25 protein-coding genes are annotated in these 19670 nt (G+C 63.8%); 11 read left to right on the forward strand and 14 right to left on the reverse strand.

Going from position 1 to position 19670, the window contains the following annotated elements:
• Positions 1-148: 148 nt before the first annotated feature.
• Positions 149-628, forward strand: a complete 480-nt coding sequence (locus tag P0645_RS14760) for a CreA family protein (protein WP_284165344.1) — start codon at positions 149-151, stop codon at positions 626-628.
• Positions 629-704: 76 nt separating this feature from the next.
• Here the strand turns inward: P0645_RS14760 and P0645_RS14765 are convergent, their stop codons facing one another.
• The 4 genes from P0645_RS14765 to P0645_RS14780 all read right to left on the reverse strand — a co-directional run bounded on the left by P0645_RS14765 (position 705) and on the right by P0645_RS14780 (position 2885).
• Complete coding sequence (locus tag P0645_RS14765) at positions 705-1181, reverse strand: YciE/YciF ferroxidase family protein (RefSeq protein WP_284165345.1); 477 nt, start codon at positions 1179-1181, stop codon at positions 705-707.
• Positions 1182-1267: 86 nt separating this feature from the next.
• Complete coding sequence (locus P0645_RS14770) at positions 1268-1750, reverse strand: YidB family protein (protein WP_284165346.1); 483 nt, start codon at positions 1748-1750, stop codon at positions 1268-1270.
• Positions 1751-1801: 51 nt separating this feature from the next.
• On the reverse strand, positions 1802-2053 hold the full coding sequence (locus P0645_RS14775; RefSeq protein WP_284165347.1) for a GlsB/YeaQ/YmgE family stress response membrane protein: 252 nt from the start codon (positions 2051-2053) through the stop codon (positions 1802-1804).
• 100 nt (positions 2054-2153) lie between these two features.
• Positions 2154-2885 (reverse strand): Crp/Fnr family transcriptional regulator, encoded by a 732-nt coding sequence (locus tag P0645_RS14780; protein ID WP_284165348.1) that lies wholly within the window; start codon positions 2883-2885, stop codon positions 2154-2156.
• A gap of 84 nt (positions 2886-2969) precedes the next feature.
• Between P0645_RS14780 and P0645_RS14785 the strand changes: the two genes are divergently transcribed.
• On the forward strand, positions 2970-3347 hold the full coding sequence (locus P0645_RS14785) for a hypothetical protein (RefSeq protein WP_284165349.1): 378 nt from the start codon (positions 2970-2972) through the stop codon (positions 3345-3347).
• Here the strand turns inward: P0645_RS14785 and P0645_RS14790 are convergent.
• The 3 genes from P0645_RS14790 to P0645_RS14800 form a co-directional block, all read right to left on the reverse strand.
• Entirely contained in the window at positions 3287-4231 is a 945-nt protein-coding gene (locus P0645_RS14790; RefSeq protein ID WP_284165350.1) for a YihY/virulence factor BrkB family protein, read from the reverse strand. The two genes, P0645_RS14785 and P0645_RS14790, sit on opposite strands and share 61 nt — an antisense overlap.
• Positions 4232-4295: 64 nt before the next feature.
• A complete protein-coding gene (locus P0645_RS14795; protein WP_284165351.1) occupies positions 4296-4784 on the reverse strand; it encodes a hypothetical protein in 489 nt (162 codons plus the stop codon).
• Between the two features lie 232 nt (positions 4785-5016).
• Entirely contained in the window at positions 5017-5826 is an 810-nt protein-coding gene (locus tag P0645_RS14800; protein WP_284165352.1) for a response regulator, read from the reverse strand.
• Positions 5827-5930: 104 nt separating this feature from the next.
• Here P0645_RS14800 and P0645_RS14805 point away from each other — a divergent pair, with 104 nt between their 5' ends.
• The 4 genes from P0645_RS14805 to P0645_RS14820 all read left to right on the forward strand — a co-directional run bounded on the left by P0645_RS14805 (position 5931) and on the right by P0645_RS14820 (position 7202).
• Entirely contained in the window at positions 5931-6077 is a 147-nt protein-coding gene (locus P0645_RS14805; RefSeq protein WP_284165397.1) for a NepR family anti-sigma factor, read from the forward strand.
• Positions 6074-6640 carry an RNA polymerase sigma factor gene (locus P0645_RS14810; protein ID WP_284165353.1) on the forward strand — a complete coding sequence of 189 codons (567 nt, stop codon included), beginning with the start codon at positions 6074-6076 and terminating at the stop codon, positions 6638-6640. The genes P0645_RS14805 and P0645_RS14810 overlap by 4 nt, the downstream gene beginning before the upstream one ends.
• Positions 6637-6804, forward strand: a complete 168-nt coding sequence (locus P0645_RS14815) for a hypothetical protein (RefSeq protein WP_284165354.1) — start codon at positions 6637-6639, stop codon at positions 6802-6804. Before P0645_RS14810 ends, P0645_RS14815 begins: the two co-directional genes overlap by 4 nt.
• Before the next feature lie 200 nt (positions 6805-7004).
• Complete coding sequence (locus P0645_RS14820; protein ID WP_284165355.1) at positions 7005-7202, forward strand: CsbD family protein; 198 nt, start codon at positions 7005-7007, stop codon at positions 7200-7202.
• 194 nt (positions 7203-7396) lie between these two features.
• On the opposite strand, the gene P0645_RS14825 is transcribed toward P0645_RS14820, so the two are convergent.
• The 3 genes from P0645_RS14825 to P0645_RS14835 are packed head-to-tail and all read right to left on the reverse strand — an operon-like array spanning position 7397 to position 9302.
• Positions 7397-8461 carry a DUF3618 domain-containing protein gene (locus tag P0645_RS14825; RefSeq protein ID WP_284165356.1) on the reverse strand — a complete coding sequence of 355 codons (1065 nt, stop codon included), beginning with the start codon at positions 8459-8461 and terminating at the stop codon, positions 7397-7399.
• On the reverse strand, positions 8458-8853 hold the full coding sequence (locus P0645_RS14830) for a phage holin family protein (RefSeq protein ID WP_284165357.1): 396 nt from the start codon (positions 8851-8853) through the stop codon (positions 8458-8460). Before P0645_RS14830 ends, P0645_RS14825 begins: the two co-directional genes overlap by 4 nt.
• The gene (locus P0645_RS14835; protein WP_284165358.1) at positions 8850-9302 is read right to left on the reverse strand and encodes a hypothetical protein; all 453 of its coding nucleotides are present in this window, start codon (positions 9300-9302) and stop codon (positions 8850-8852) included. The genes P0645_RS14830 and P0645_RS14835 overlap by 4 nt, the downstream gene beginning before the upstream one ends.
• 473 nt (positions 9303-9775) lie before the next feature.
• Here P0645_RS14835 and P0645_RS14840 point away from each other — a divergent pair, with 473 nt between their 5' ends.
• Both P0645_RS14840 and P0645_RS14845 read left to right on the forward strand, forming a co-directional pair.
• Positions 9776-9949: a DUF1328 domain-containing protein gene (locus tag P0645_RS14840; protein WP_284165359.1), complete on the forward strand. Its 174-nt coding sequence runs from the start codon at positions 9776-9778 to the stop codon at positions 9947-9949.
• A 143-nt stretch (positions 9950-10092) separates the two neighbouring features.
• On the forward strand, positions 10093-11139 hold the full coding sequence (locus P0645_RS14845) for a PAS domain-containing sensor histidine kinase (RefSeq protein ID WP_284165360.1): 1047 nt from the start codon (positions 10093-10095) through the stop codon (positions 11137-11139).
• A gap of 50 nt (positions 11140-11189) precedes the next feature.
• Here P0645_RS14845 and P0645_RS14850 read toward each other — a convergent pair whose 3' ends face one another.
• A complete protein-coding gene (locus tag P0645_RS14850) occupies positions 11190-12050 on the reverse strand; it encodes a PRC-barrel domain-containing protein (protein WP_284165361.1) in 861 nt (286 codons plus the stop codon).
• 165 nt (positions 12051-12215) lie between these two features.
• Complete coding sequence (locus P0645_RS14855; RefSeq protein ID WP_284165362.1) at positions 12216-12884, reverse strand: formate/nitrite transporter family protein; 669 nt, start codon at positions 12882-12884, stop codon at positions 12216-12218.
• 183 nt (positions 12885-13067) lie between these two features.
• Between P0645_RS14855 and P0645_RS14860 the strand changes: the two genes are divergently transcribed.
• From P0645_RS14860 to P0645_RS14870, 3 genes are read left to right on the forward strand one after another with little or no spacing between them, the layout of a single operon-like run.
• Positions 13068-14777: an FAD/NAD(P)-binding protein gene (locus tag P0645_RS14860; protein WP_284165363.1), complete on the forward strand. Its 1710-nt coding sequence runs from the start codon at positions 13068-13070 to the stop codon at positions 14775-14777.
• A 28-nt stretch (positions 14778-14805) separates the two neighbouring features.
• The gene (locus tag P0645_RS14865; protein WP_502855086.1) at positions 14806-15849 is read left to right on the forward strand and encodes a ligase-associated DNA damage response exonuclease; all 1044 of its coding nucleotides are present in this window, start codon (positions 14806-14808) and stop codon (positions 15847-15849) included.
• Entirely contained in the window at positions 15846-17426 is a 1581-nt protein-coding gene (locus P0645_RS14870) for a cisplatin damage response ATP-dependent DNA ligase (protein ID WP_284165364.1), read from the forward strand. The genes P0645_RS14865 and P0645_RS14870 overlap by 4 nt, the downstream gene beginning before the upstream one ends.
• 16 nt (positions 17427-17442) lie before the next feature.
• Here P0645_RS14870 and P0645_RS19315 read toward each other — a convergent pair whose 3' ends face one another.
• The gene (locus tag P0645_RS19315; protein WP_349775089.1) at positions 17443-18471 is read right to left on the reverse strand and encodes an HWE histidine kinase domain-containing protein; all 1029 of its coding nucleotides are present in this window, start codon (positions 18469-18471) and stop codon (positions 17443-17445) included.
• Positions 18444-19295, reverse strand: coding sequence for a GAF domain-containing protein (locus P0645_RS19320; RefSeq protein ID WP_349775090.1), 852 nt, complete (start codon positions 19293-19295; stop codon positions 18444-18446). Before P0645_RS19320 ends, P0645_RS19315 begins: the two co-directional genes overlap by 28 nt.
• Between the last annotated feature and the right edge of the window lie 375 nt (positions 19296-19670).

Genomic DNA, 19670 nt, shown 5'->3' on the forward strand with positions numbered 1-19670 from the left:
TATGCCGCGCGCCTGAGACAGCCGTGACTGGACGAAGGCCGAGAGGGTGTCCGGCAAGTAGGTCGGGCGACGAAGACATGCCCGGCCGGGTGGAGGGCCGCCGGAACCGGCAGCCCATTCCGGCGTTGAGGGCGCAAAGGGGACCATCATGAAAAAAACCGTAGCAAGACCGCATCTGGCCGCTGGCGTGATTCTGGCCATCTGCCTTGGCGCGACGGGCGCGCGAGGCGAGAAGGTGGGAGAGGTCGGCGTCGACTGGTTCGGCAATGATATCGTGATCGAGGCGCTCGTCGATCCGAAGGTCGAGGGGGTGACCTGTCATCTTGCCTATTTCGATCGCGGTGTCATCGACCGGCTTCAGAACGGCAACTGGTTCGAGGATCCGTCCAATTCGTCCATCGCCTGCCGTCAGACCGGCCCGATCGTCCTGGGCGATATCGACCGCAGCGAGGACGGCGAAGAGGTGTTCAAGGAGCGTCGTTCGATCCTGTTCAAGAAACTTGTGGTCCGGCGGGTCTTCGACGAAATGAACCAGACCCTGATCTATCTGTCGCACACGCGCGAGGTCGAAACCGGATCGGCGAAAATGTCGATCTCCACCGTGCCGCTTTACCAGGGCACAGATTGAAACGGCCACGGGCGCACCAAGATGCGGTGCGCCCGGGCACGAGCCTTGTCAGGCTGGCCCGGTCAGACCACCCCGGTCAGGCCGCCGCGTTCACCGATTCCACTGCCATGCTTGTCAGCTTGGCATTCGCCGCCTTTTCCATGTCGAGGATCTGCGACAGCATGTCATGCGCCTCGGAATGGCCAAGCACCTTGGCCCATTCGCGCAGCGTGCCGTAGCGGGCGATCTCGTAATGCTCCACCGCCTGCGCGGCGGCGACGAGGGCGGCATCGAGGGCGACACCGCTGGCCCCTTTGATCAGGCCCTCGGTTTCCTTGATCAGCCCTTCGATCGCATCGCACTTTTCGCCCTCGGGCTTGGCGCCGATCGACGCGAAGACCTTGCCCAGAATGGAAATCTGTTCCTTGGTCTCGGCAAGGTGGTGTTCCACCGCCTTCTTCAGTTCGGCGCTTTTCGCCGCGGCGGCCACCTTGGGCAGCGCTTTCGTCAGCGCGTTTTCAGCGTAATAGACATCTTTCAGCGTGTGGTGAAAGGCATCGGCCAGCGTTTTCATCGATTTCTCCTTTTCAGTTCTGGGCAATAGTATCTTCACCTCCCGAGGCGCATCCGGAGGGGCAATGTGTGTGACAGTCGCCGTATTCAGATGAGATAGGCAGCGTCGGCAGCCGATGGCAGCCGCCCCTCGGGCGTCAACCGGTCAATCATGTCGGGCAAGGCCTCGGCCAGGCGATCGACGATCACCTCTTCCGCCAGGCCGGTACGCCGTGCGAGATCAGACAGCAGCGGCGCGCCGAGACGGTCGCGCAGCTCGTCACGGGACATCGGCTTGTTGGGACCGCTCGCCACCCAGCTGTCCGCAGCCGAACCTCCGGTGTCGCCGGAGAGAAGGCGCATCAGACCGCCAACCGCATCGGATAGGGCCATACCCGCATTGTTGCCCGTAAAGATCGAGCCGACCTCAGACAGGAAATCTCCGCCCCGAGGCCTGTCGGTGGCTGCACCGTTCGCTTGCTGGCGCGTCCTCACATCCGTGATGACGGAGCCGATCTTGTCGCGGTGCTGGTAGCCAGCGATGGCAGCCAGGCCGAGAAGCGCGAGTAAGGACGGAGTGCGATTACTCATTGAAGCAACTCCCTTTTGTGCAAGCTCCGGGCGGAGACGAGCTTACCGAACTCATGCCCGACGGGAGGCGAGGCCCCAGACAAACAGCACGATGATGGCACCGACGACGGCGCCGATGAGACCCGCACCCTCGCCCGGCGCATACCAGCCGAGGTTCTGGCCGAGATAGCTGGCCACGAAAGCACCCACGATGCCGAGAATTGCGGTCAGGACGAAGCCCGACGGTTCATTGTCGCCCGGCATGATGAACTTGGCGATGACCCCGGCCAGAAAGCCGATGATGATGGTCCAGAGGATACCCATTAGACGCTCCCTTTGCCGGCGGCTTGCCGGACTGTCGGCAAACGCCGCAGGCGCCTGTTGGTTCCCGAACCGGCCGTCGATCCGTCCGGAATGGCGCCCTTTACATGATCGGGCGCCGCTTGGGCTGTTCCAGTTCGATGAGGGCGAGATCGGCGAGCGGGCCGATCTTGTGGATACACAGTTTGCTGTCAGACCAGTTCACCAGACCGGCGCCGCGCAGCGACTTCAGGGTCTTGTTCGTGTGCACCAGCGACAGGCCAAGCGCATCTGCCAGGTCCTGCTGGCGGAAAGGCAGGGGGACGACATTGCCGTCTGCCAATCCGATGGCGCGCAGCCGTTCGAAGATGCGGATCAGCGCCCAGGCGATCCGTTGGCTGGCGTCGCGCTGGCCCAAAGAGGCGATCGTCTCGCCCAGGAAATGTTCCTCGACGGCCGCGATCCAGGTCAGGTCGTAGGCACGTTCGGGATGCGACTTGAAAAGCTCCCAAAGGTCGCCGCGCTTGAAGACGCAAAGGCGCATGGTCGTCGTCGCCTCGACGGAATGCATCATCTCGCCCATGAGCCCGGCCTGAAGGCCCGAGAAATCGCCGGGAAACACGAAGTTGATGACCTGCCGGCGCCCGTTCTCAAGCGTCTTGTAGCGCGTGCCCATCCCCTCGAGCACCGTGAAGAGCTGCGGGCTGTTGGACCCTTCCATCAGGATCGTGGTGCCCGGATCGACCGCAAGTTCGCCCGACTTGAAGCGGATCATGAAGGCCAGCTCTTCCTCGGTGAACTGCGTGAAAAGCTCCTTCTTTCTCAGCGGGCAGGCCGCGCAGGCTGTGGTCAACATTTTGGCCATCCTCGATCCTATGTCACAGTTTAATGCGAACGGCCTCGCCTGGTTCCATCATGTCAAAAGGACTGGGGGTCTGCCATGCGTCCCGAGAATCACACAGCACGTTCCGGCGCGCACTATCTCGTCGTTGTCGGCGATTGCGTCGTCTTGCAGGATTTGTCCGATACCGTGGCCGAATTCGACACTGGCGCGACCGTGATTGCCGTCAACCGTGCGAGCGATGCGCTGCTGGCGATTGCCAAGGTTCCGGAGATTGTGGTGGCCTTCATCGAGGCCGCACCGGACGACTTTGCCTGCACAAGGCTTTGTGCGGCGATACATGCGCGTCGGGGGCGGATGATCTTTCTTGGCGACGAGGCTGAAGAAGCCTGTGCAAGCGTCCGCACCCCCATCCTTCATAGGCCGTTTTCATCGGAAATCGTGTTTCGCCGCCTCGGTCTTGTGCTGCGCGGTTGAACACCGGCGCCTCGGCTGTCGGCGGTGTCCGCCGCAAGGTCGTCCAGCACAGAATTGATCTCGGCGCCCAGAAGCACGATGTAGGCCGAGAGCCACATCCACATCAGCAGGGAAATGACACCGCCGAGGGTGCCAAAGGTTTCGTTGTAGTTGGCGAAGTTCCGGACATAGATCGAGAAAAGAGCAGAAGCGATCATCCACAAGACGGCCGAGGTGACAGCGCCAGGGGTGATCCAGCGCACGGGCGGGCGGCGATGCCGGACGGAAAGCCGGTAGAGCAGTCCCAGAGCAAGTGCCGTCAGCGCCGCAAGCAAGGGCCAGCAAACCAGCGCAACACATTGTGCGCCCTTCTCGTCGGTGAAGAAGGTTGCAAACAGGATCGGAACGCCGACGCTGCAGAAGATCGCGGCAAGGACGAGACCCAGCAGAAGAAGTGTCATCGTCAGCGTAAAGACTGTGTTTGCGAAATAGCCGCGGTCGTCAGCTTCGTCGTAGGCGGCATGGACCCCGGCGATCAGGCTGGCAACAGCCTTCGACGAAGAATACAAAGCAAGAGCAAAGCCTGCCAGAGCCGCTAGCCCCAGTCCGCCCTCTCTGGACCCTGCAACATCGCTGGCCTGCGAAATGATGATGTCTGAGGGCTCTTTCGGAAGGACTCTGCCGATCGCCTGGAAGTTTTCGACAAGCGTCGCGGGTTCGGTCAGCAGCCCGCCAAGCGCCAGAAGGGCGGCGATACCCGGAAAAAGCGACAGAAGACCGTAGAAGGCTATACCTGCGCAGATGAGGCAAATTCGGTCGTCTCCAAGCTCTCTCCAGATGGTCGTTGCGATTGCGTAGGGGTGAATTTTCATTCCTGCACTCGCACCACCGGCGGGACGCGTCATGCATCCAAGAGGAACGCCCCGGAACTGAAGTTCCGGGGCGCCGATAGCGGCAAGACCAAAGATCTTACTTGAGGTCGGCCACAACCCGATCGGCGAAGGCCGCGATCATCGCGTCGTAATATTCCTTGCTGTTGGTGGTCAGCTGCGCGAGGTCGGTGCCGGATACGATCAGTGGGCCGGCCTGATCGAAGGTGACGGTCAGGTCGTAGCTGTCGAACACGGTGTTGTTGTTGTCATGCGTCACGTTCACGTGACCCGTCAGCTTGGAGTCGGCAACACCGGCCATCTGCTCGATCGTATTGGCGAGCGTAACCTCGTCGATATCGATCGATATCTTTGCGCCGTCATCCGCCGTGCGGCCGGCAAGGCGGCCAACCACTGCGTTCTCAAGATCGTCGGCGATGTTGGCCCACTGGTTTGCCGCCTTGAGGTTCTGGACCGCGTCCATGTCGATATCGACCTGAACCTCCTTGACCATCGTTTCCGCGAAGGCCGGGCCTGTGGACAGCAGAAGCGCCGCGATCAGGGCAGACCTGGCTTTTTTCGTGAACATTGTCTTGTCTCCGTTCCTAAGCTGTCGCGGCATTTCGTGGCCGCGTCAGCGAAACAACGCCGACCTCGCCGATAGGTTCCGGACGCGGTTTCTTTCGACTGCGCCAGACTGCGCACCGGCAGATATTCTGGGCCGAGACGAGGATCGGCGGACAAGCAAAACCCCGGACCTTCCGATCCGGGGCGACAAGGCTTGTCGTATCAAGAAACGAGTGGCCGCGCTCAGGCCGCGCTCAGGCCGCGAGCGTTTCCGTCGACGAGAAAAACATCGCCTGACTGACGGCGGAACGGACCTGCTCTTCGCTGAAGGGCTTGGTGATCAGGAACGCGGGTTCGGGGCGCGTGCCGGTAAGAAGCCGCTCAGGGAAGGCGGTAATGAAGATGACCGGCAGGTCGTCGAACTGGGCAAGAATATCGTTCACTGCATCAATGCCCGACGAATTGTCCGCAAGCTGGATGTCGGCCAGGATCAGGTCCGGGCGTTCGCGTCCCGCAAGCTCGACGGCTTCCGTCCGCGTGCGCGCGATGCCGGTCACCTTGTGCCCGACTTCCTCGACAATGGCCGAGAGGTCGAGCGCGATGATGGCCTCATCCTCGATGATCATCACTTTGCCGGAAATGGCATCCAACATCTCTCGTCGCGCAATCGTCACAAGGTCGTCGCCCTCGCCAGGGTCGAGGCTCATGATCGTCTCGATCTCATCCTTGGAAAATCCTTCCACGGCATGCAGGAGCAGAGCTTCGCGCGAATTGGGTGTCAGCTTGGACATGTGGTTCTGGGCGCTTGCAGAGAGCTTCGAGTCGGCGTCTCCGACGGGGGCTCCTGCGCTCGACCAGACAAGGTGAAATGCGCGGAACAGCGCGACCTTCAGATTTTCGCCGGCGTCGAATGGCTGGCTGTCGGCAAGGATCGCCTCCAGGGTTGCGGCCGCGTAACGATCGCCGGTGTCCTGATTGCCGGTCAGCGCACGCGCATAGCGGCGAAGGAAAGGCAGATTGGCACCAACCGACGAAGCAAGATCGGTCGCGTCTGTATTAGGCATTTAGCTTCCCTCTTTTGAATTTCTTGGGAACCAAACGTCTGTGCATGCGTTTGGTTCCCTGCGAAACTGCGAAAAAGACAACTGGAACAGGCATGCAGTCAGTCATGGCAGAGAAGCGGGACGCCGAGGGATTAAAGGCGAGAATCGACGAAAATCTCAAGCGGGTATATCAGGAAGTGCTCGAGGAAGAGGTTCCTGACCGGTTCAAGCAGCTTCTGGATCGGCTTCGGCAGAAGGGATCCGCGAAATGAATTCGGGCGCTGGCGATCCGCGCGACGAGCTTGCCGAACATCTTCCCGCGCTCAGGGCTTTTGCGATCAGTCTGGTTCGCGAAGTCTCCACGGCCGATGATCTGGTGCAGGACACGGTCGTGAAAGCCTGGAGCAACATCGACAAGTTTTCGGCCGGAACCAACATGCGGGCCTGGCTGTTCACGATCCTGCGCAATACGTTCTATTCGCTGCGCCGCAAGCGCAAGCGCGAGGTTGCCGATCCGAACGGTATCCATGCGGCGCGATTGTGTGAACAGCCTGCCCATGACGGGCGGCTTGCGATGAACGACTTCCGCAGGGCCTTCGACTTGCTCTCGGTCGAGCATCGCGAGGTTCTGATCCTGGTCGGCGCTTCGGGCTTTTCCTACGAGGAGGCTGCCGAAATGACCGGCCTCGCCGTCGGGACGGTCAAGAGTCGCGCCAATCGCGGACGCGCCCGGCTGTGCGAGCTGCTCGGGCTGGAACATGGCGAGCATCCGGTCGCGGGCGCCGACAGGGCGACGCTTGCCGTCCTCGGACAGTCGGGGGCGCAGGCCGCATGACGCAGATACCGGCGCAGCGGCGCCGGATGCGCGATACGCTCGGGTTCCAACTCGCCTTCATTTTCGCCGTCGTACTTCTACCGCTTGCCTTCATCTCGCTTTCGAAATCGCTGGCCTTCGTGGCCGAGGCAGATGCCCGCAAGCGGGCCGCACATGACCGCTGATCAGGCAAGCCCCGGACCGAGATGCCAACCGTCGGCGGCCTGCTGACCAACGCCCCTATCATCGCATCGGCCTGAATCAGCCTATCGGGTGCTTCCCCGCCGGACCGGATGAACAAGACCGGAACCGGCCAGCCCGGCAAACGTTTCCGTCATGTAGAAGCGGCAGCACCCACGATGTCGCAGGCAACCCGGAGGACGATATGAACTGGGATCAAGTCAAAGGCGAATGGAAACAGCTCAAGGGCAAGGCGCAAGCCAACTGGGGCGACATCACGGATGATGAATGGCATCAGGTCGACGGCCGCCGCGAGCAGCTCGTCGGCCTCGTCCAGGAAAAGTACGGTCGCGCGAAAGAACAGGCCGAGCGCGAAGTCGACGAATGGATGGCGGGTGTCTGATCGCCGTTTCCTGACATTGGATCAGGCGACACTCAAAGGCCGGCGGGAAACCGCTGGCCTTTTCCTTTGGCGTCGACAAGTCCTGCCGCCTGGGCGATGCCCTGCGGCCGGGCGCGCATATGTCGGCATAAAAGAAAACGCCTGCCGCAGAGCGGACAGGCGTCTTGCTCGAGTTGGTTGGCGAGTTTGGAAGATCAGCCGACCTTGTCCTTCACTTTCGACGGCCCTGCCGCAGCAGTCGCTGCCGCAGCGATGTCGCCTGCCTCTTTGGCGGCTCTATCCTTCACCGCCTCGGCATCCTCGCTCAGCTTGTCGGAAAGCGCTGCGGCATGAGACCGTGAGGCGTCCTTCACTTCGCCAGCGATCGTATCGGCAAGGTCGCGCGACGATTGCTTCAGCTCGTCCGCAACGCCTGCCGCGACGCGGCCGAGGCGCGCGCGCTCTTCGCGCAAGAGACGCGTCGCTTCCCGGGTCAGCCGGTCGCTTTCCGACCCGAAGGCACGGTCTTCGGTTTCGGTGCGTGGCAGAGCGGCGGCAAAGGCAGCGCCCGCAGCAAGGGCGGCGACGCCCGCGACCAGCGGATAGTCCTCGATCAGGCGACCCGCCTCACGCGTTCCGCCGCGCATGACGCGCTCGCCCCGGACCCGCGCCGCATAGGCCTGTTCGCGCGCAGCGGCGATCTTTTCGCGCGCCGCATCGCTCAGGTCACCAAGGCCCGAGCGGAAGCTCTTTTTCATGCCTTCGGCAAAATCGCCCAGAACCGCCCCACGCTCGGCCGCGAAGTCGCGCGCCTTGGATAACGTATCGGCAGCGCCACGGCGAAGCGCCTCGGCATGGCGGCGCGCTTCCGCATCTATCCTGCTCAGCGTACTCGACGCGGAATCGCGCAGCTGATCGATCTCGCGCTGCCACTCATCCTCGGTCGGTGCAGCGCCGTCGGCGAAGGCAAACCCGCTGCCGCCCTCATCTTCCCAACGCTCCATCGGTGCCTCGACCTGCGGTTCTTCGGCCTTCTTGCCGCCGAAGACCAGCCAGGCAATGCCGACGCCCGTCAGCGCCAGTGCCAGCGGATTGGCGCGCACCGCGCTGTCGATCGACCGGGTGTAGGCAGCGGCGTTGGTCTTCACCAGACCCAGCGCTTCCTTGGCAAGGTGGTCCACGGACACGCGGTCCTGCAGGGCGCCCAGCGTCGATGCGAGCGAGGCGCGCTCGCGTTCGATGCCGGCCTCGATAGTGTCGGTTTCGTTCGTGTAGGTCATTTCACGATCTCCTTGAGGGTTTGGGCGTCGCGCCGCACATTCCGCATCGTGCGGTCCGGCGCGAGACTGGAGGGTTTGAGCGCCGCGGCACCCTTGCGCGCCAGCAGGAAGGCGATGAGCGCGAATAGAATGCCGACCGCAAGCGCCGACCAGCCCGCAGCCAGGCCAAGTTCCGTCAATCCGGCGACCAGAGCACCCGTCAGCACATTCAGCGCCGTTGTGGCGATCACGGCCGCCGCCAGGACCAGACCGACGCCGGTTCCCGCGGCGCGGACATTCTCTTCCACCTCGGCCCGGGCCAGCGCGACCTCGCCACGGACAAGGTTGGACAGATGGTCCAGAATATCGGTCAGCAACTCTCCGGTTGATTTCGTCCGGGGATCGGGGGTCACGGCATGGTCTCCGCAAGGGAAGATGCACCAGTGTGCGAGGTGGCAGCCGCTTTGGCGGTATTGTTCTTCTGCGGCGACCCGACGATCACGCCGCTGTCCTGCGGGGAGGTCTGGGCGGCTTCGCCAGGCGACGCCGGATGATCCGGTTGGCTGCTCGCGCGGGCAAACCGTGCAACGGCAAAGCCCGCAAGCGCCGCATCGGCCACGAAGGCGCCAGGATTGCGCCGCGCGAAACTTTCCGCCTGCTGCAGGATCGACGCGATGCTGTGACCGCGCAGCCCTTCCGACAGGTCGGCGACGCCGTTTGCCATCGTATCGAGGACCTGGCCCTGAAAGGTCTTGTTGCCCCGGCGCCCGGCCTCGGCCCGCAGATCGTTTGCGAAACGCTGGCCCTGCTCTGCGGCCAGGTTCTTGCCGGCCTCGGCGCGGCTTTCCGCCTCGTCGCGCAATGCGGACCCTACCTGGGACGCTGCGTCCACCACACCATCCCTGGCTGCGGCATAGGCGTCGCGCCCGGTTTCCCTGACGGCCTCCGCGGCCTTCGCGGCCGAGGTCCGGATATCTTTGTGGTTCATTTTTCGGCTCCTCATACAAGAAGGTTGATGACGAACAACGCCACGACGACAACGCCGATTGCATAGAAGATGCGGTCCATCTCGGGCCCTTCAGCTTCGGCCCCGGGGATCGGGCAGTATCTGAAGTAGCAACGCAGCCGAAGAAGGCTTGTTCCGCGCTGATCGAGACCAAATCGGATTGCGTCCAGCCAAGGCCGAGCCGACACAGGTGCACGCGACGCCATACGTGATGGCGCGCAGCGAAGGCGGCAGCCCGAGGGCCGCGGGGCCGGTGGGAACCAAGTCGGCGCCCTTGCGTTTCATTTTTGCAAACGCCGAAAAGATCCATTCCCCAAGGAGAAAATGAAATGCTTGGTTGGGCCCTCACCTTTCTCGTCATCGCCCTGATCGCAGCCGCTCTTGGCTTCGGCGGCATCGCCGGCGCATCGGCCGGCATCGCGAAAATCCTGTTCGTGATCTTCCTGATCCTGTTCGTCGTCGCGATGGTGGCGCGCGCCGCGCGCGGCAAGCCGCCCGTCTGACAGAGCCGGACGTGACGCCAAAGCGCCGCGAGGTCTCCTCGCGGCGCCTTTGTATGCGGCGCCCCGACATGCGCGTTGCAAGCCGTTCAAACTCATGGATATATCGCGCATCTGGTCGTTCGGGGTCGATGGAAGCAACGCAGATGCCGGAACTTGCGCGGAAGTACAGCCTGACCTGGATGGTAACCCCCGACCTGTTGGGGATTCTCAGCGAAAGTGGCAGGTTCGAGAACACCAATCCCGCCTGGCTGAAGACCCTCGGCTACACGGCCGAAGAGGTCGAGAACCGGCTGTTTTTCGAACTGCTTCACCCTGACGACGTCGAGCGCAGCGGCAGGGCGTTCGAGCTTGTGAAGGCCGGGCGCCCGATCCTGAATTTCGAGAACCGCTATCGTCACAAGGACGGAACCTATCGCTGGCTGTCTTGGAATGCGGTGCCGGAGGATCATCGGTTCTTCTGCAGCGCGCGCGACATCACCGAGCACAAGCAAAATGCCGCCGCCCTTCTGGCCAGCGAAGAGGCAGCGCGCCTGAGGGAACAGTTCATTGCAGTGCTGGGTCATGACCTGCGCAATCCCCTTGCGGCAATCTCTGCCGCGACCCGGATGATGCGGCGCGAGGCACAGGGCGAGAAGATGCTGCATCTGCTCGACGTCACGCAGGGTTCGGTCGACCGCATGGCCAAGCTGATCAGCGATGTGATGGATTTTGCCCGTGCCCGTCTTGGCAAGGGCCTGTCCGTCAATCGCCGAACATCGGTCCCCCTGAAGCCCGCCCTGGAACAGGCGATCTCCGAGATCGGCCTTGCGCAGCCATCGGTCGCCATCGAAGTGATGCTGGATTTTGCAGAGGGGCTGAACGCGGATCCGGGCCGCATCGCGCAGCTTCTGTCCAACCTTCTTGCCAACGCGATTTCACATGGCGACGGGACCCGTGCGATCCGGGTGCGCGCGGTGGACAGGGACGGAAAATTCGTGATGACAGTTGCGAACTCCGGCCCGTCGATAGCGCCGGCGGCGATGGACGATCTGTTCCAGCCCTTCTTTCGCGCCAATATCGACAACAACCAGCAGGGTCTCGGGCTGGGTCTCTACATTTCGGCCGAGATCGCGCGGGCCCATGGCGGGACACTGACCGTGACATCCGAAGGCGACGACACCATCTTCAGCTTCGAGATGCCGCGGGCCTGAACGCGCAAAAGAGCCCGCCGACCGGCGGGCTCTTCTGTCTTGAAGCGGGCTTACTTGTCGTAAGTCGGCAGCGCTTCAAGCTGTTCCTTCGTCATCCCGACATAGACGCGCAGGTCGCTGCCGTCATCCTTGCGCAGGATGTCGATATCGCCGATCTTCAACTGGACCGGCTTTTCGCCGATGCCGAGGAAGCCGCCGACATCGACGATCGCGTCGGTGATCTTGCCGTCGGTCGTGATGAGAAGCTGCGACACATCGCCGATCCATTCGTCATTGGCGTCATAGACCTTCGTACCGGTCAGCATCTCAGTGGTCAGGTCTTCGGGCTTCGCAGGCGCGTAGCCTTCACGCACGATCGGCTCGCGAGCGGCGTCGGCTGTGTTCTCTGCGGCCTGCTCAACCTGATCCCCTGCTGCCTCTGCAGTCGATGTCGCTGCATCGACGGAGTTTTCCACGGCCTGATCGACCTTCGCCGCGGCGTTATGCGTCCAGGTGTATTCCGGTGCACCCTCGACGGCGGCGCGCGGCGCAGTGATCACGAGGAAATAATCCGAAAGGTCTTCGGGCGTCGCATCGTCGGCAAGGAACCGAACGGCAGCCATGTCGATGGCGATCTGGCGCTCGCCGATGCCGAGGAAACCTCCCACGTCGACCAGAACCGCCTCGACCTTGCCGTTGCGCGACAGGACCACATCATTGATCTCGCCGATATCTTCCCAGTCCGGCTGCGCGCGCTCATAGGATTTGCCTTCAATTTCGGCCTCGCTCGCGTAGATGCGCTTGCCGATGAAGTCCGACGCATGGATTTCCATCGGATCTGCTTCCATGCGGAACATCGCGGTCTTGTCTTCCGCAAATGCAGCGGTGCCGACGGCAGCAAGAACGGCCGTCGAAAGCAAAAGATTCTTCATCAGAGGTACTCCAGAATAAATTTCTGTGCGTGTCGGTGGCGCATGTCAGAGCAACGCGACAGCCGATTTGTTGTTCCGAGGAAACTCTCTCAGGGCAGCGCCGCCGGTCGGTTTCTTGCCGGCTCGGCGATCAGCTCTGCGCGCACTCTCTGGGCAGAAGTTCCGTCACGCTTTCACTGTCAGATGGTGCCACTGCAGACGGATCGAGATCGCGCAGCAGGTGCCGCGCATGGTCCGCCATCGCCTCGCGCGCCTCGTGGCCTCCGCTTTCATACAGGTTTCATACAGGCGCCCGTGGGCCCGGGCCAAACCCTGCGACATCAGGATATTGCCCTTTGCGGATCCGCGCAGCGGATGAAATGCCTGGCCGAAAATCTGCCGCAGGCCGACCCCGGGAAGAATGGCGCGCGCCCAGCCGTCCGATCCGGCCAGCACTTCCGGACGGGGATGCTGATCCGCGATTTCGGCAAGCACGCCCGAAAGCATGTCGGTAGCGGCCATTGCGGTGAAAAGCTGCAGCCTGCCGAGGATGACGGCAAGAAAGCCGAAACTCTGGCCAAGATGCTCGATCAGGAAACGCGCGGGCGTGTCGGGCAGATGCGTGCGCAGGATCGCCTCTCCCAGGACGGACAGGCCCATCAGAACGCCCGCAGCCGCCCCCGACCACAGAAGCGACGCAGGCGGTCGCGCCAATTCCGCCTCGCCGTCGCGGCAAGTGATCTCGTAGATCAGCCGGGCCGAGAGTTTTCCGGCCTCCTCCACGGCGATCGCCCCCTGTTCGCTATCGAGTGTGTGATCGGCTTCGACGGTCGACAGGGTCTTCTCGGGTGACATCCGGATTCTTCCTGTCCGGTCCAGATCTCAACCAGGCGGGCACGCGAAAGGTTCCGGCGCAGGTTTCGCGGGGACTTCGCCCGGCGGCGCATTTCGCCGTGCAACCCGCATTGCCCCATCGGCGTTCACCCTTAGGACCGTCGCGACCGGTCCGGGGCGAAATGCACCGCGCCATCAGGAAGGATGACCAGAGTGATCGGCAATATCGCCATCGTCGGAACCGGCCCGACGGCCATCTACCTGCTGCAGCATCTGATCGCCGAGGCGGGACCCTGTTTCATCACTTTGTACGAACGATCCGGCCTTGCGGGCGTCGGCATGCCGTATAATCCCGAAACGACCCATGCGGCGATGCTGGCGAATATCGCCAGCATCGAGGTTCCGCCGGTCGCGGAAACGCTTCTTTCCTGGCTGCAACGCCAGCCGCAGGTCATCCTCGATCTCTACGGCGTGTCGGCCGAGACGCTGTCGGACCGGACATTCGTGCCGCGCGTTCTTCTGGGCGGCTATTTCCGCGACGCGCTCGAGACGCTGGTCGCGCGGGGGCGAGAGGCCGGCGTGCAGATCGCGCTGCGCGAGGGAAGCGAGGTCGTCGACCTCCGTCCCGACCCTGACGGCATCTGGCTTGAGATTGCCGCGGGCGACGTGCCGCAACAGCCCATCCTGCACGACCGCGTCATCCTCGCGATCGGTCACAGTTGGCCACAGGCAGCGCGCGTCGGCACGCCTGCCCCCCGGCGGCTGGTGCCCAGCCCCTGGTCGGGGCTTCTGGAGGGCGGCGTGCCGGCGGCACCGATCGGCATCCTCGGCACATCGCTCAGCGCGATCGACGCCCTCGTCGCGGTCGTCTTGCAGCATGGCAGCTTCACTGACGACCCCGGTGGCGGGCTCGTCTATACGCTTCTACCCGAAAGCCGCGGCCTGCATGTGACCTTGATGTCCCGCAACGGCCTGCTCCCCGAGGCCGATTTCTACTGCCCCCTTCCCTATGATCCGCCGAAGGTGATGACCGCGCACGCCGTCGCGGCAGCGGTGGGGGAAGGTAACGCGGGTCTCCTCGACCGGCTTTTCGCGCTGTTCTTGGCAGAGTTTCGCGCCGCCGATCCTGCGGCGCCGGTCCTCGGGGCGGCAGACGAGCCCACGCCTGACACATTCGCCGACCATTACTTCGCGGCGCGCAAGGCGGCCGATCCGTTTGACTGGGCCGCGCAGGACCTGCGCGAGGCAGAGGCCAATCAGGCCGCCTGCCGGACAGTCGCATGGAAATACGCCATCCTGCGCGTGCACGAGATTTTCGACGCGATCTATGGCGATTTCGATGCGGGCGACCGGGCGCGGTTCGATGCGGGCCTGAAGCGCGTCTTCATCGACAATTACGCGGCCGTGCCGCCGCATTCGATCCACCGGCTTCTGGCCCTGCGGCGCGCGGGTCTCATCGACGTCTTGGCGCTTGGCGAGGATTACGAGATTGCCGAGGCGCGCGGCGGCATTGCCGTGAACGGTAACAACGAAAGGTTGCGGCTTGCCGCGGTCATCGATGCCCGTGGGCAGGGTGCGCAGGGCGCGGCGGACCTGCCCTTCGCCGGGCTGCGTGCCGCCTTGGACACTTCCGATGAACGCGGCGGGCCTGTGCCGCTTTCCGGCGATCTCGAAATCCTGTGCCCCGCCGCAACGCCGGGGCGCATCTGGCTGCCCGCCGCGCCGTTTCTGTTGCACCGCCGCCCGTTTCTTCAGGGCATTCCCGGCTGCGCCGCGATGGGACGGGAGGTCGGGGCAGCGGTCGTCGCCTCGCTTGCCGCTGGCCCGCGCGGCGTGCCTGCCGGACCATATGACAAGGCCGCCGCGGTCCCTGTAGGCTCCGACAGGATCGCGAGCGGCACCGGGCATGGCTGATCCGGCCCGCGCAGCCGGAACGAGACGGATGGAAAGGGCCGACATGGCGGCGAACCAGACCTCGTTGCCCCCCGGCGCCCCGCCGCTCTTGCCGCGAGCGGAGGGGCTTTATTGCCCGGCGGGCGATTTCTTCGTCGATCCGGTGCGCCCGGTCGCCCGTGCCCTGATCACGCACGGCCATGGCGATCATGCGCGGGCCGGGCACGGCGCGGTCCTGGCAACGCCCGAGACGCTCGACATCATGGCGATCCGCTATGGCGCGGATTTCGCCGGAACACGACAGGCAGCCGGGACCGGATGGACGACGCTCGGCGATGCACGCGTGCGCTTCGTTCCGGCCGGGCATATCCTCGGCTCGGCCCAGATCGTCATCGAAACCGGCGGCCGGAGGATCGTTGCGGCGGGTGACTTCAAGCGCGGCAGCGATCCGACCTGCGCCGATTTCGAACCGGTTGCTTGCGACATCTTCATATCGGAAGCCACCTTCGGCCTGCCGGTCTTCCGCCATCCGTCACCGCAGCACGAAATCGCAAAGCTCCTCGGCTCGCTTTCCGCCAACCCTGACCGCGCACATCTGGTAGGTGCCTATGCGCTTGGCAAGGCGCAACGGGTGATCCGCCTCTTGCGTGACGCGGGCCATGATGCACCTATCTACCTGCATGGCGCCATGGCGCGGCTCTGCGACTATTACGTCGCGCGCGGCGTGACGCTCGGGCCGCTTCTGCCCGCGACCGGGGACGGGCCGCGCGACCGGTTCGCCGGGCAGGTCATCCTTGGCCCGCCCGCCAGTTTCGGCACACCCTGGGCGCGGCGCTTTCCCGACCCGGTCGTTGCCTTCGCATCTGGCTGGATGGGGGTGCGCCAGCGGGTTCGGCAACGCGGCGTCGAACTGCCGCTTGTGATCTCCGACCATTCCGACTGGCCCGAGCTGACGGCGACGATCGCCGATGTCGCGGCAGAGGAAATCTGGGTCACTCATGGCCGCGAAGAGGCGCTGGTGCGCTGGTGCACGCTGAACGGCCAGGCGGCGCGCCCGCTGCACCTGGTGGGCTACGAGGACGAGCCGGAATGAAAGCCTTCGCCCGTCTTCTCGCCCGTCTGGTCACCACACCCTCCCGCACCGGAAAGCTGCGTCTGGTGCGCGACTATCTGGCCACGACGCCCGATCCTGACCGCGGCTACGCGCTGGCGGCCTTGACCGGCGGGCTCGACCTGCCCGGCGTCAAGCCCGCGCTTTTGCGCGCGCTGGTGGCGGAACGGGTGGATGAGGTCTTGTTCCGCCTCTCCTACGATTACGTGGGCGACCTCGCCGAAACCATTGCCCTTATCTGGGACGGCCGCGAGGACAGCGACCTGCCCCTGTCCGAGGTCGTTCACCAACTTGGAACTGCGGGAAAGGTCGAGGCTGCGCGCGTCGTCGCAGGCCTTCTCGACCGGTTCGATGCCTCATCGCGCCATGCGCTGATCAAGCTTGCCACCGGCGCCCTGCGCGCGGGTCTTTCGGCCCGTCTGGCCAAGACCGCGCTTGCCGACCATGGCGGCGTAGCGGTCGACGAGATCGAGGAAATCTGGCACGGGCTTCGGCCGCCCTATCCCGAGCTGTTCGCCTGGCTCGACGGTCGTGGCCCGCGCCCCGCCGCCGTCGGCCATGCGCCGTTCCGCCCGGTGATGCTGGCCACGCCCCTTGCGGACAAGGACAGCGAGATGCTCGACCCTTCCGATTTCGCAGCGGAATGGAAATGGGACGGCATTCGCGTGCAGGTGGTCTGCGAACAGGGCACAAGGCGGATCTACACGCGCACCGGCGACGAGATATCCGCGGCCTTCCCGGACCTGTCGGAAGCGCTGATGTTTGAAGGCGCGTTTGACGGCGAGCTTCTGGTGCGCAAGGGCGATGGCGTTGCCCCGTTCGCCGACCTTCAGCAGAGGCTTAACCGCAAGACCGTCGATGCCCGTCTCGCCGCGCGTTTCCCCGCTTTCATCCGCGCCTACGATATCCTGGTCTGGAACGGCGAGGACCTGCGGCCCCTGCCGTTCCGCGACCGCCGCGACCGGCTTGAAACCGCCGTCGCCGCGCTGGGCTCTCCGCGCGTCGACCTGTCGCCGCTGGTGACGTTCGACAGCTGGACCGCGCTTGCCCGCCATCGCGCCGAGCCGCCCGACCCGGTGATCGAGGGTCTGATGCTGAAACGCTGGGACAGCCCCTACCTCGCCGGGCGGCCGAAGGGCGCCTGGTTCAAGTGGAAGCGCGATCCCTTCCTGATCGACGCGGTGCTGATGTATGCGCAACGCGGCCATGGCAAGCGGTCGAGCTATTATTCCGACTATACATTCGGGGTCTGGGCGGCCGACGGTACGCTGACGCCGGTCGGCAAGGCCTATTTCGGCTTCACCGACGAAGAGCTGCTTCAGATCGACCGCTATGTGCGCGAAAATACCACCGACCGTTTCGGCCCGGTGCGCGCGGTGCGCGCCACGCGGGATCGGGGGCTCGTCGTCGAGGTCGCATTCGAAGGGCTGAACCGATCAACCCGGCACAAATCCGGTGTCGCCATGCGATTTCCCCGTATTTCGCGACTGCGCTGGGACAAGCCACCTTCCGAGGCCGACACGCTGGAAGGGCTTTCTGCCTTGCTGCCTCCGGCCTGATGGCTTCCAACCACAATCAGGGCCTGTAGACCGATGGCATTGCGGTCGAGATTGCCGCATCGACCGAACTGCGCGTGAAAGGTTTTTGCAAGACCACGCAGGGCCGATGAGTCTCGACAAGATCCTGTGCCTCGCCATATCCCGTGGCGAGCACGAAGGGGATGCCACGCCGCGCAAGTTCTTCTGCCACAGGCAGGGATTGTTCATCGCCAAGATTGACGTCGAGAAGCGCGAAATCCGGCGTGGCCTCCTTCAACCATTCCAGCGCCGCACCGACCGAGGAATGTATCTTCACCTCCGACGCGCCAAGCTCCTCAAGCATGCTTGCCGCATCCATCGCGATGATCAGCGTATCTTCCAGAACGAATGCAAGGCCGGTGAGCGATCGGCTCTTGCCGTCGGCGGTCCGAGCGCCGGCGGGTTCCGGGGGCGCAGCATCGGCTGTTCCGGGCACGATCGCATCGATTGCCATGGGAGGAATGCGAAAGCGTGCCTCCAGCCCGGTCATCTTGTAGTTCACCGTCGCGTCGGCCTTCAGTTCGTGCGGGATTGAGCTTTCAATGATCATCGAGCCGAAACCGCGCCGCTTTGGTGGGGTCACGGGCGGGCCGCCGCGTTCCTGCCAGTTGATCACGACACCGCCGCTCCGGTCGGTCGACAGCGTGATCTCGACGCGGCCCGACCGGTCGCAGAGCGCACCATACTTGATGGAATTGGTCACCATTTCATGCAGCACAAGCGCCAGTGTCGTGTAGGCAGAGGGCTTGATCAGCGCGTCCAGTCCGCCGATGGTGACGCGATCGACCTTCCTGTCGGCATAAGCTGCGAATTCGCAGGTGATCAAAGCCCGCAGCGAAGTAGGCTCCCATCTCTCGGCGGTCAGCTGGTCGTGCGCACGCGCCAGCGCCTGGATCCGGCCGTCGAGATTTGCGGTGAATTCCTGAAGCGATCGCGCCGAAGTCCGCGACTGCGCCAGAAGGCCGCGCATCAGCGTCAGGATGTTGCGCACCCGGTGGTTCAGCTCCGATACCAGAACAGGCCCCAAAGCTCGCCATCCTTCATGATCGAAACCGACATCGAGGCTTCGACGCCCATGTTGCGCAGATATTCGATATGGATGGGCGAAACCGCCCGCGTGACTGCCAGCGAAAGATCGACCGGCCGCCCCGCCATGTCGACGCCGGGCTGGATGACATTGCCCGCATCGTTGACGTCGGCGATCAGCCGCAACAGGGATCGCTTGTAAAGCGCGCGCGCCTGAACCGGAATGTCGGTGGCGGGAAACATCATGCCATTGTAGACCGACCGGCCGTCCGCGCGGATTTCGGCAATGACGCGGCCGGAATGGTCCGGCTGGAAATGATAGACCATGACGCTGTCGAAGCCTGACAGCGCCCGCAGCGCCTCGGCGGCGCGGCTGGCGAGGCTTTCAAGATCGCCCATGTCGCGCAGGCCCGCGATCTGCTGATAGACCTCGCCCATCAGATCATGTCCTGCGCGCGCGCCCTTTGGCTCGAATTCGACGGTCATATGGGCGCCGGACTGATGCAGCGACACGTCATAGGCCGCGCCGTTCGATTTCAGGACGACGCCGAAAATCCGGATGGCGACATCGCCTTCGGTGACGAAACGCAGGCTTTGCCGGATCCTGTCGTAACCCTCCGAAACGACAAGCTCGGACAGCGGCTGCCCGAGCGCCTCGGCAGCGGGGACGCCAAGGATCCTATCCAGATTTGCCGACGCCTGCTGGACGATCCAGTCCGACGACAGGCCCAGAAGCGCGCCGTAGGATTGCACGCGGCCCAAAAGGTGGATCGCTTCGCGGTCGCAGTTCGTCAGATCCACGGTCGGGGTATTGGCCGTCTGCACGTCAACTCCTGTCAGGCAAACTCATGTGTCCAGGCTGGTTCTGGCCCGCCTTCCTCCTGCCGAAGGGCCGCAAGCGCTGCGCGCTGTGCCGCCAGATACCAGAACAACCGGCTTTCGGGCGACTGAAGGAATGGCGCGAAAACTGCCTCGACGGCGTCATGATCGTGCGAAACCGCGGCGCGAAGCCGATCGCGGAAACCGCTCGGCGCGCCAGCATCCTTCGCGTGCGGGCCTACTGTTCCAGCTTCCATCGCTCCCCCGTAAACGTCCCCGGACTCTTGCGAGAACTGTTTGTGTCAGGGAAGAGTTCCCAAGAAGCGCAGCGTTGCATTTGCGTGGCAAACCATCCTTGAAACTGCGGAAGGAAGATCGAAT

This window comes from Frigidibacter sp. SD6-1, assembly GCF_030143255.1.
In the GTDB taxonomy this organism is placed as follows: domain Bacteria; phylum Pseudomonadota; class Alphaproteobacteria; order Rhodobacterales; family Rhodobacteraceae; genus TMP-24.

Coding starts and splice junctions, on each gene's coding strand:
- P0645_RS14760 (WP_284165344.1), top strand. CDS start 149: ATGAAAAAAACCGTAGCAAGACCGCATCTGGCCGCTGGCGTGATTCTG.
- P0645_RS14765 (WP_284165345.1), bottom strand. CDS start 1,181: ATGAAAACGCTGGCCGATGCCTTTCACCACACGCTGAAAGATGTCTAT.
- P0645_RS14770 (WP_284165346.1), bottom strand. CDS start 1,750: ATGAGTAATCGCACTCCGTCCTTACTCGCGCTTCTCGGCCTGGCTGCC.
- P0645_RS14775 (WP_284165347.1), bottom strand. CDS start 2,053: ATGGGTATCCTCTGGACCATCATCATCGGCTTTCTGGCCGGGGTCATC.
- P0645_RS14780 (WP_284165348.1), bottom strand. CDS start 2,885: ATGTTGACCACAGCCTGCGCGGCCTGCCCGCTGAGAAAGAAGGAGCTT.
- P0645_RS14785 (WP_284165349.1), top strand. CDS start 2,970: ATGCGTCCCGAGAATCACACAGCACGTTCCGGCGCGCACTATCTCGTC.
- P0645_RS14790 (WP_284165350.1), bottom strand. CDS start 4,231: ATGACGCGTCCCGCCGGTGGTGCGAGTGCAGGAATGAAAATTCACCCC.
- P0645_RS14795 (WP_284165351.1), bottom strand. CDS start 4,784: ATGTTCACGAAAAAAGCCAGGTCTGCCCTGATCGCGGCGCTTCTGCTG.
- P0645_RS14800 (WP_284165352.1), bottom strand. CDS start 5,826: ATGCCTAATACAGACGCGACCGATCTTGCTTCGTCGGTTGGTGCCAAT.
- P0645_RS14805 (WP_284165397.1), top strand. CDS start 5,931: ATGGCAGAGAAGCGGGACGCCGAGGGATTAAAGGCGAGAATCGACGAA.
- P0645_RS14810 (WP_284165353.1), top strand. CDS start 6,074: ATGAATTCGGGCGCTGGCGATCCGCGCGACGAGCTTGCCGAACATCTT.
- P0645_RS14815 (WP_284165354.1), top strand. CDS start 6,637: ATGACGCAGATACCGGCGCAGCGGCGCCGGATGCGCGATACGCTCGGG.
- P0645_RS14820 (WP_284165355.1), top strand. CDS start 7,005: ATGAACTGGGATCAAGTCAAAGGCGAATGGAAACAGCTCAAGGGCAAG.
- P0645_RS14825 (WP_284165356.1), bottom strand. CDS start 8,461: ATGACCTACACGAACGAAACCGACACTATCGAGGCCGGCATCGAACGC.
- P0645_RS14840 (WP_284165359.1), top strand. CDS start 9,776: ATGCTTGGTTGGGCCCTCACCTTTCTCGTCATCGCCCTGATCGCAGCC.
- P0645_RS14845 (WP_284165360.1), top strand. CDS start 10,093: ATGCCGGAACTTGCGCGGAAGTACAGCCTGACCTGGATGGTAACCCCC.
- P0645_RS14850 (WP_284165361.1), bottom strand. CDS start 12,050: ATGAAGAATCTTTTGCTTTCGACGGCCGTTCTTGCTGCCGTCGGCACC.
- P0645_RS14855 (WP_284165362.1), bottom strand. CDS start 12,884: ATGTCACCCGAGAAGACCCTGTCGACCGTCGAAGCCGATCACACACTC.
- P0645_RS14860 (WP_284165363.1), top strand. CDS start 13,068: ATGACCAGAGTGATCGGCAATATCGCCATCGTCGGAACCGGCCCGACG.
- P0645_RS14865 (WP_502855086.1), top strand. CDS start 14,806: ATGGAAAGGGCCGACATGGCGGCGAACCAGACCTCGTTGCCCCCCGGC.
- P0645_RS14870 (WP_284165364.1), top strand. CDS start 15,846: ATGAAAGCCTTCGCCCGTCTTCTCGCCCGTCTGGTCACCACACCCTCC.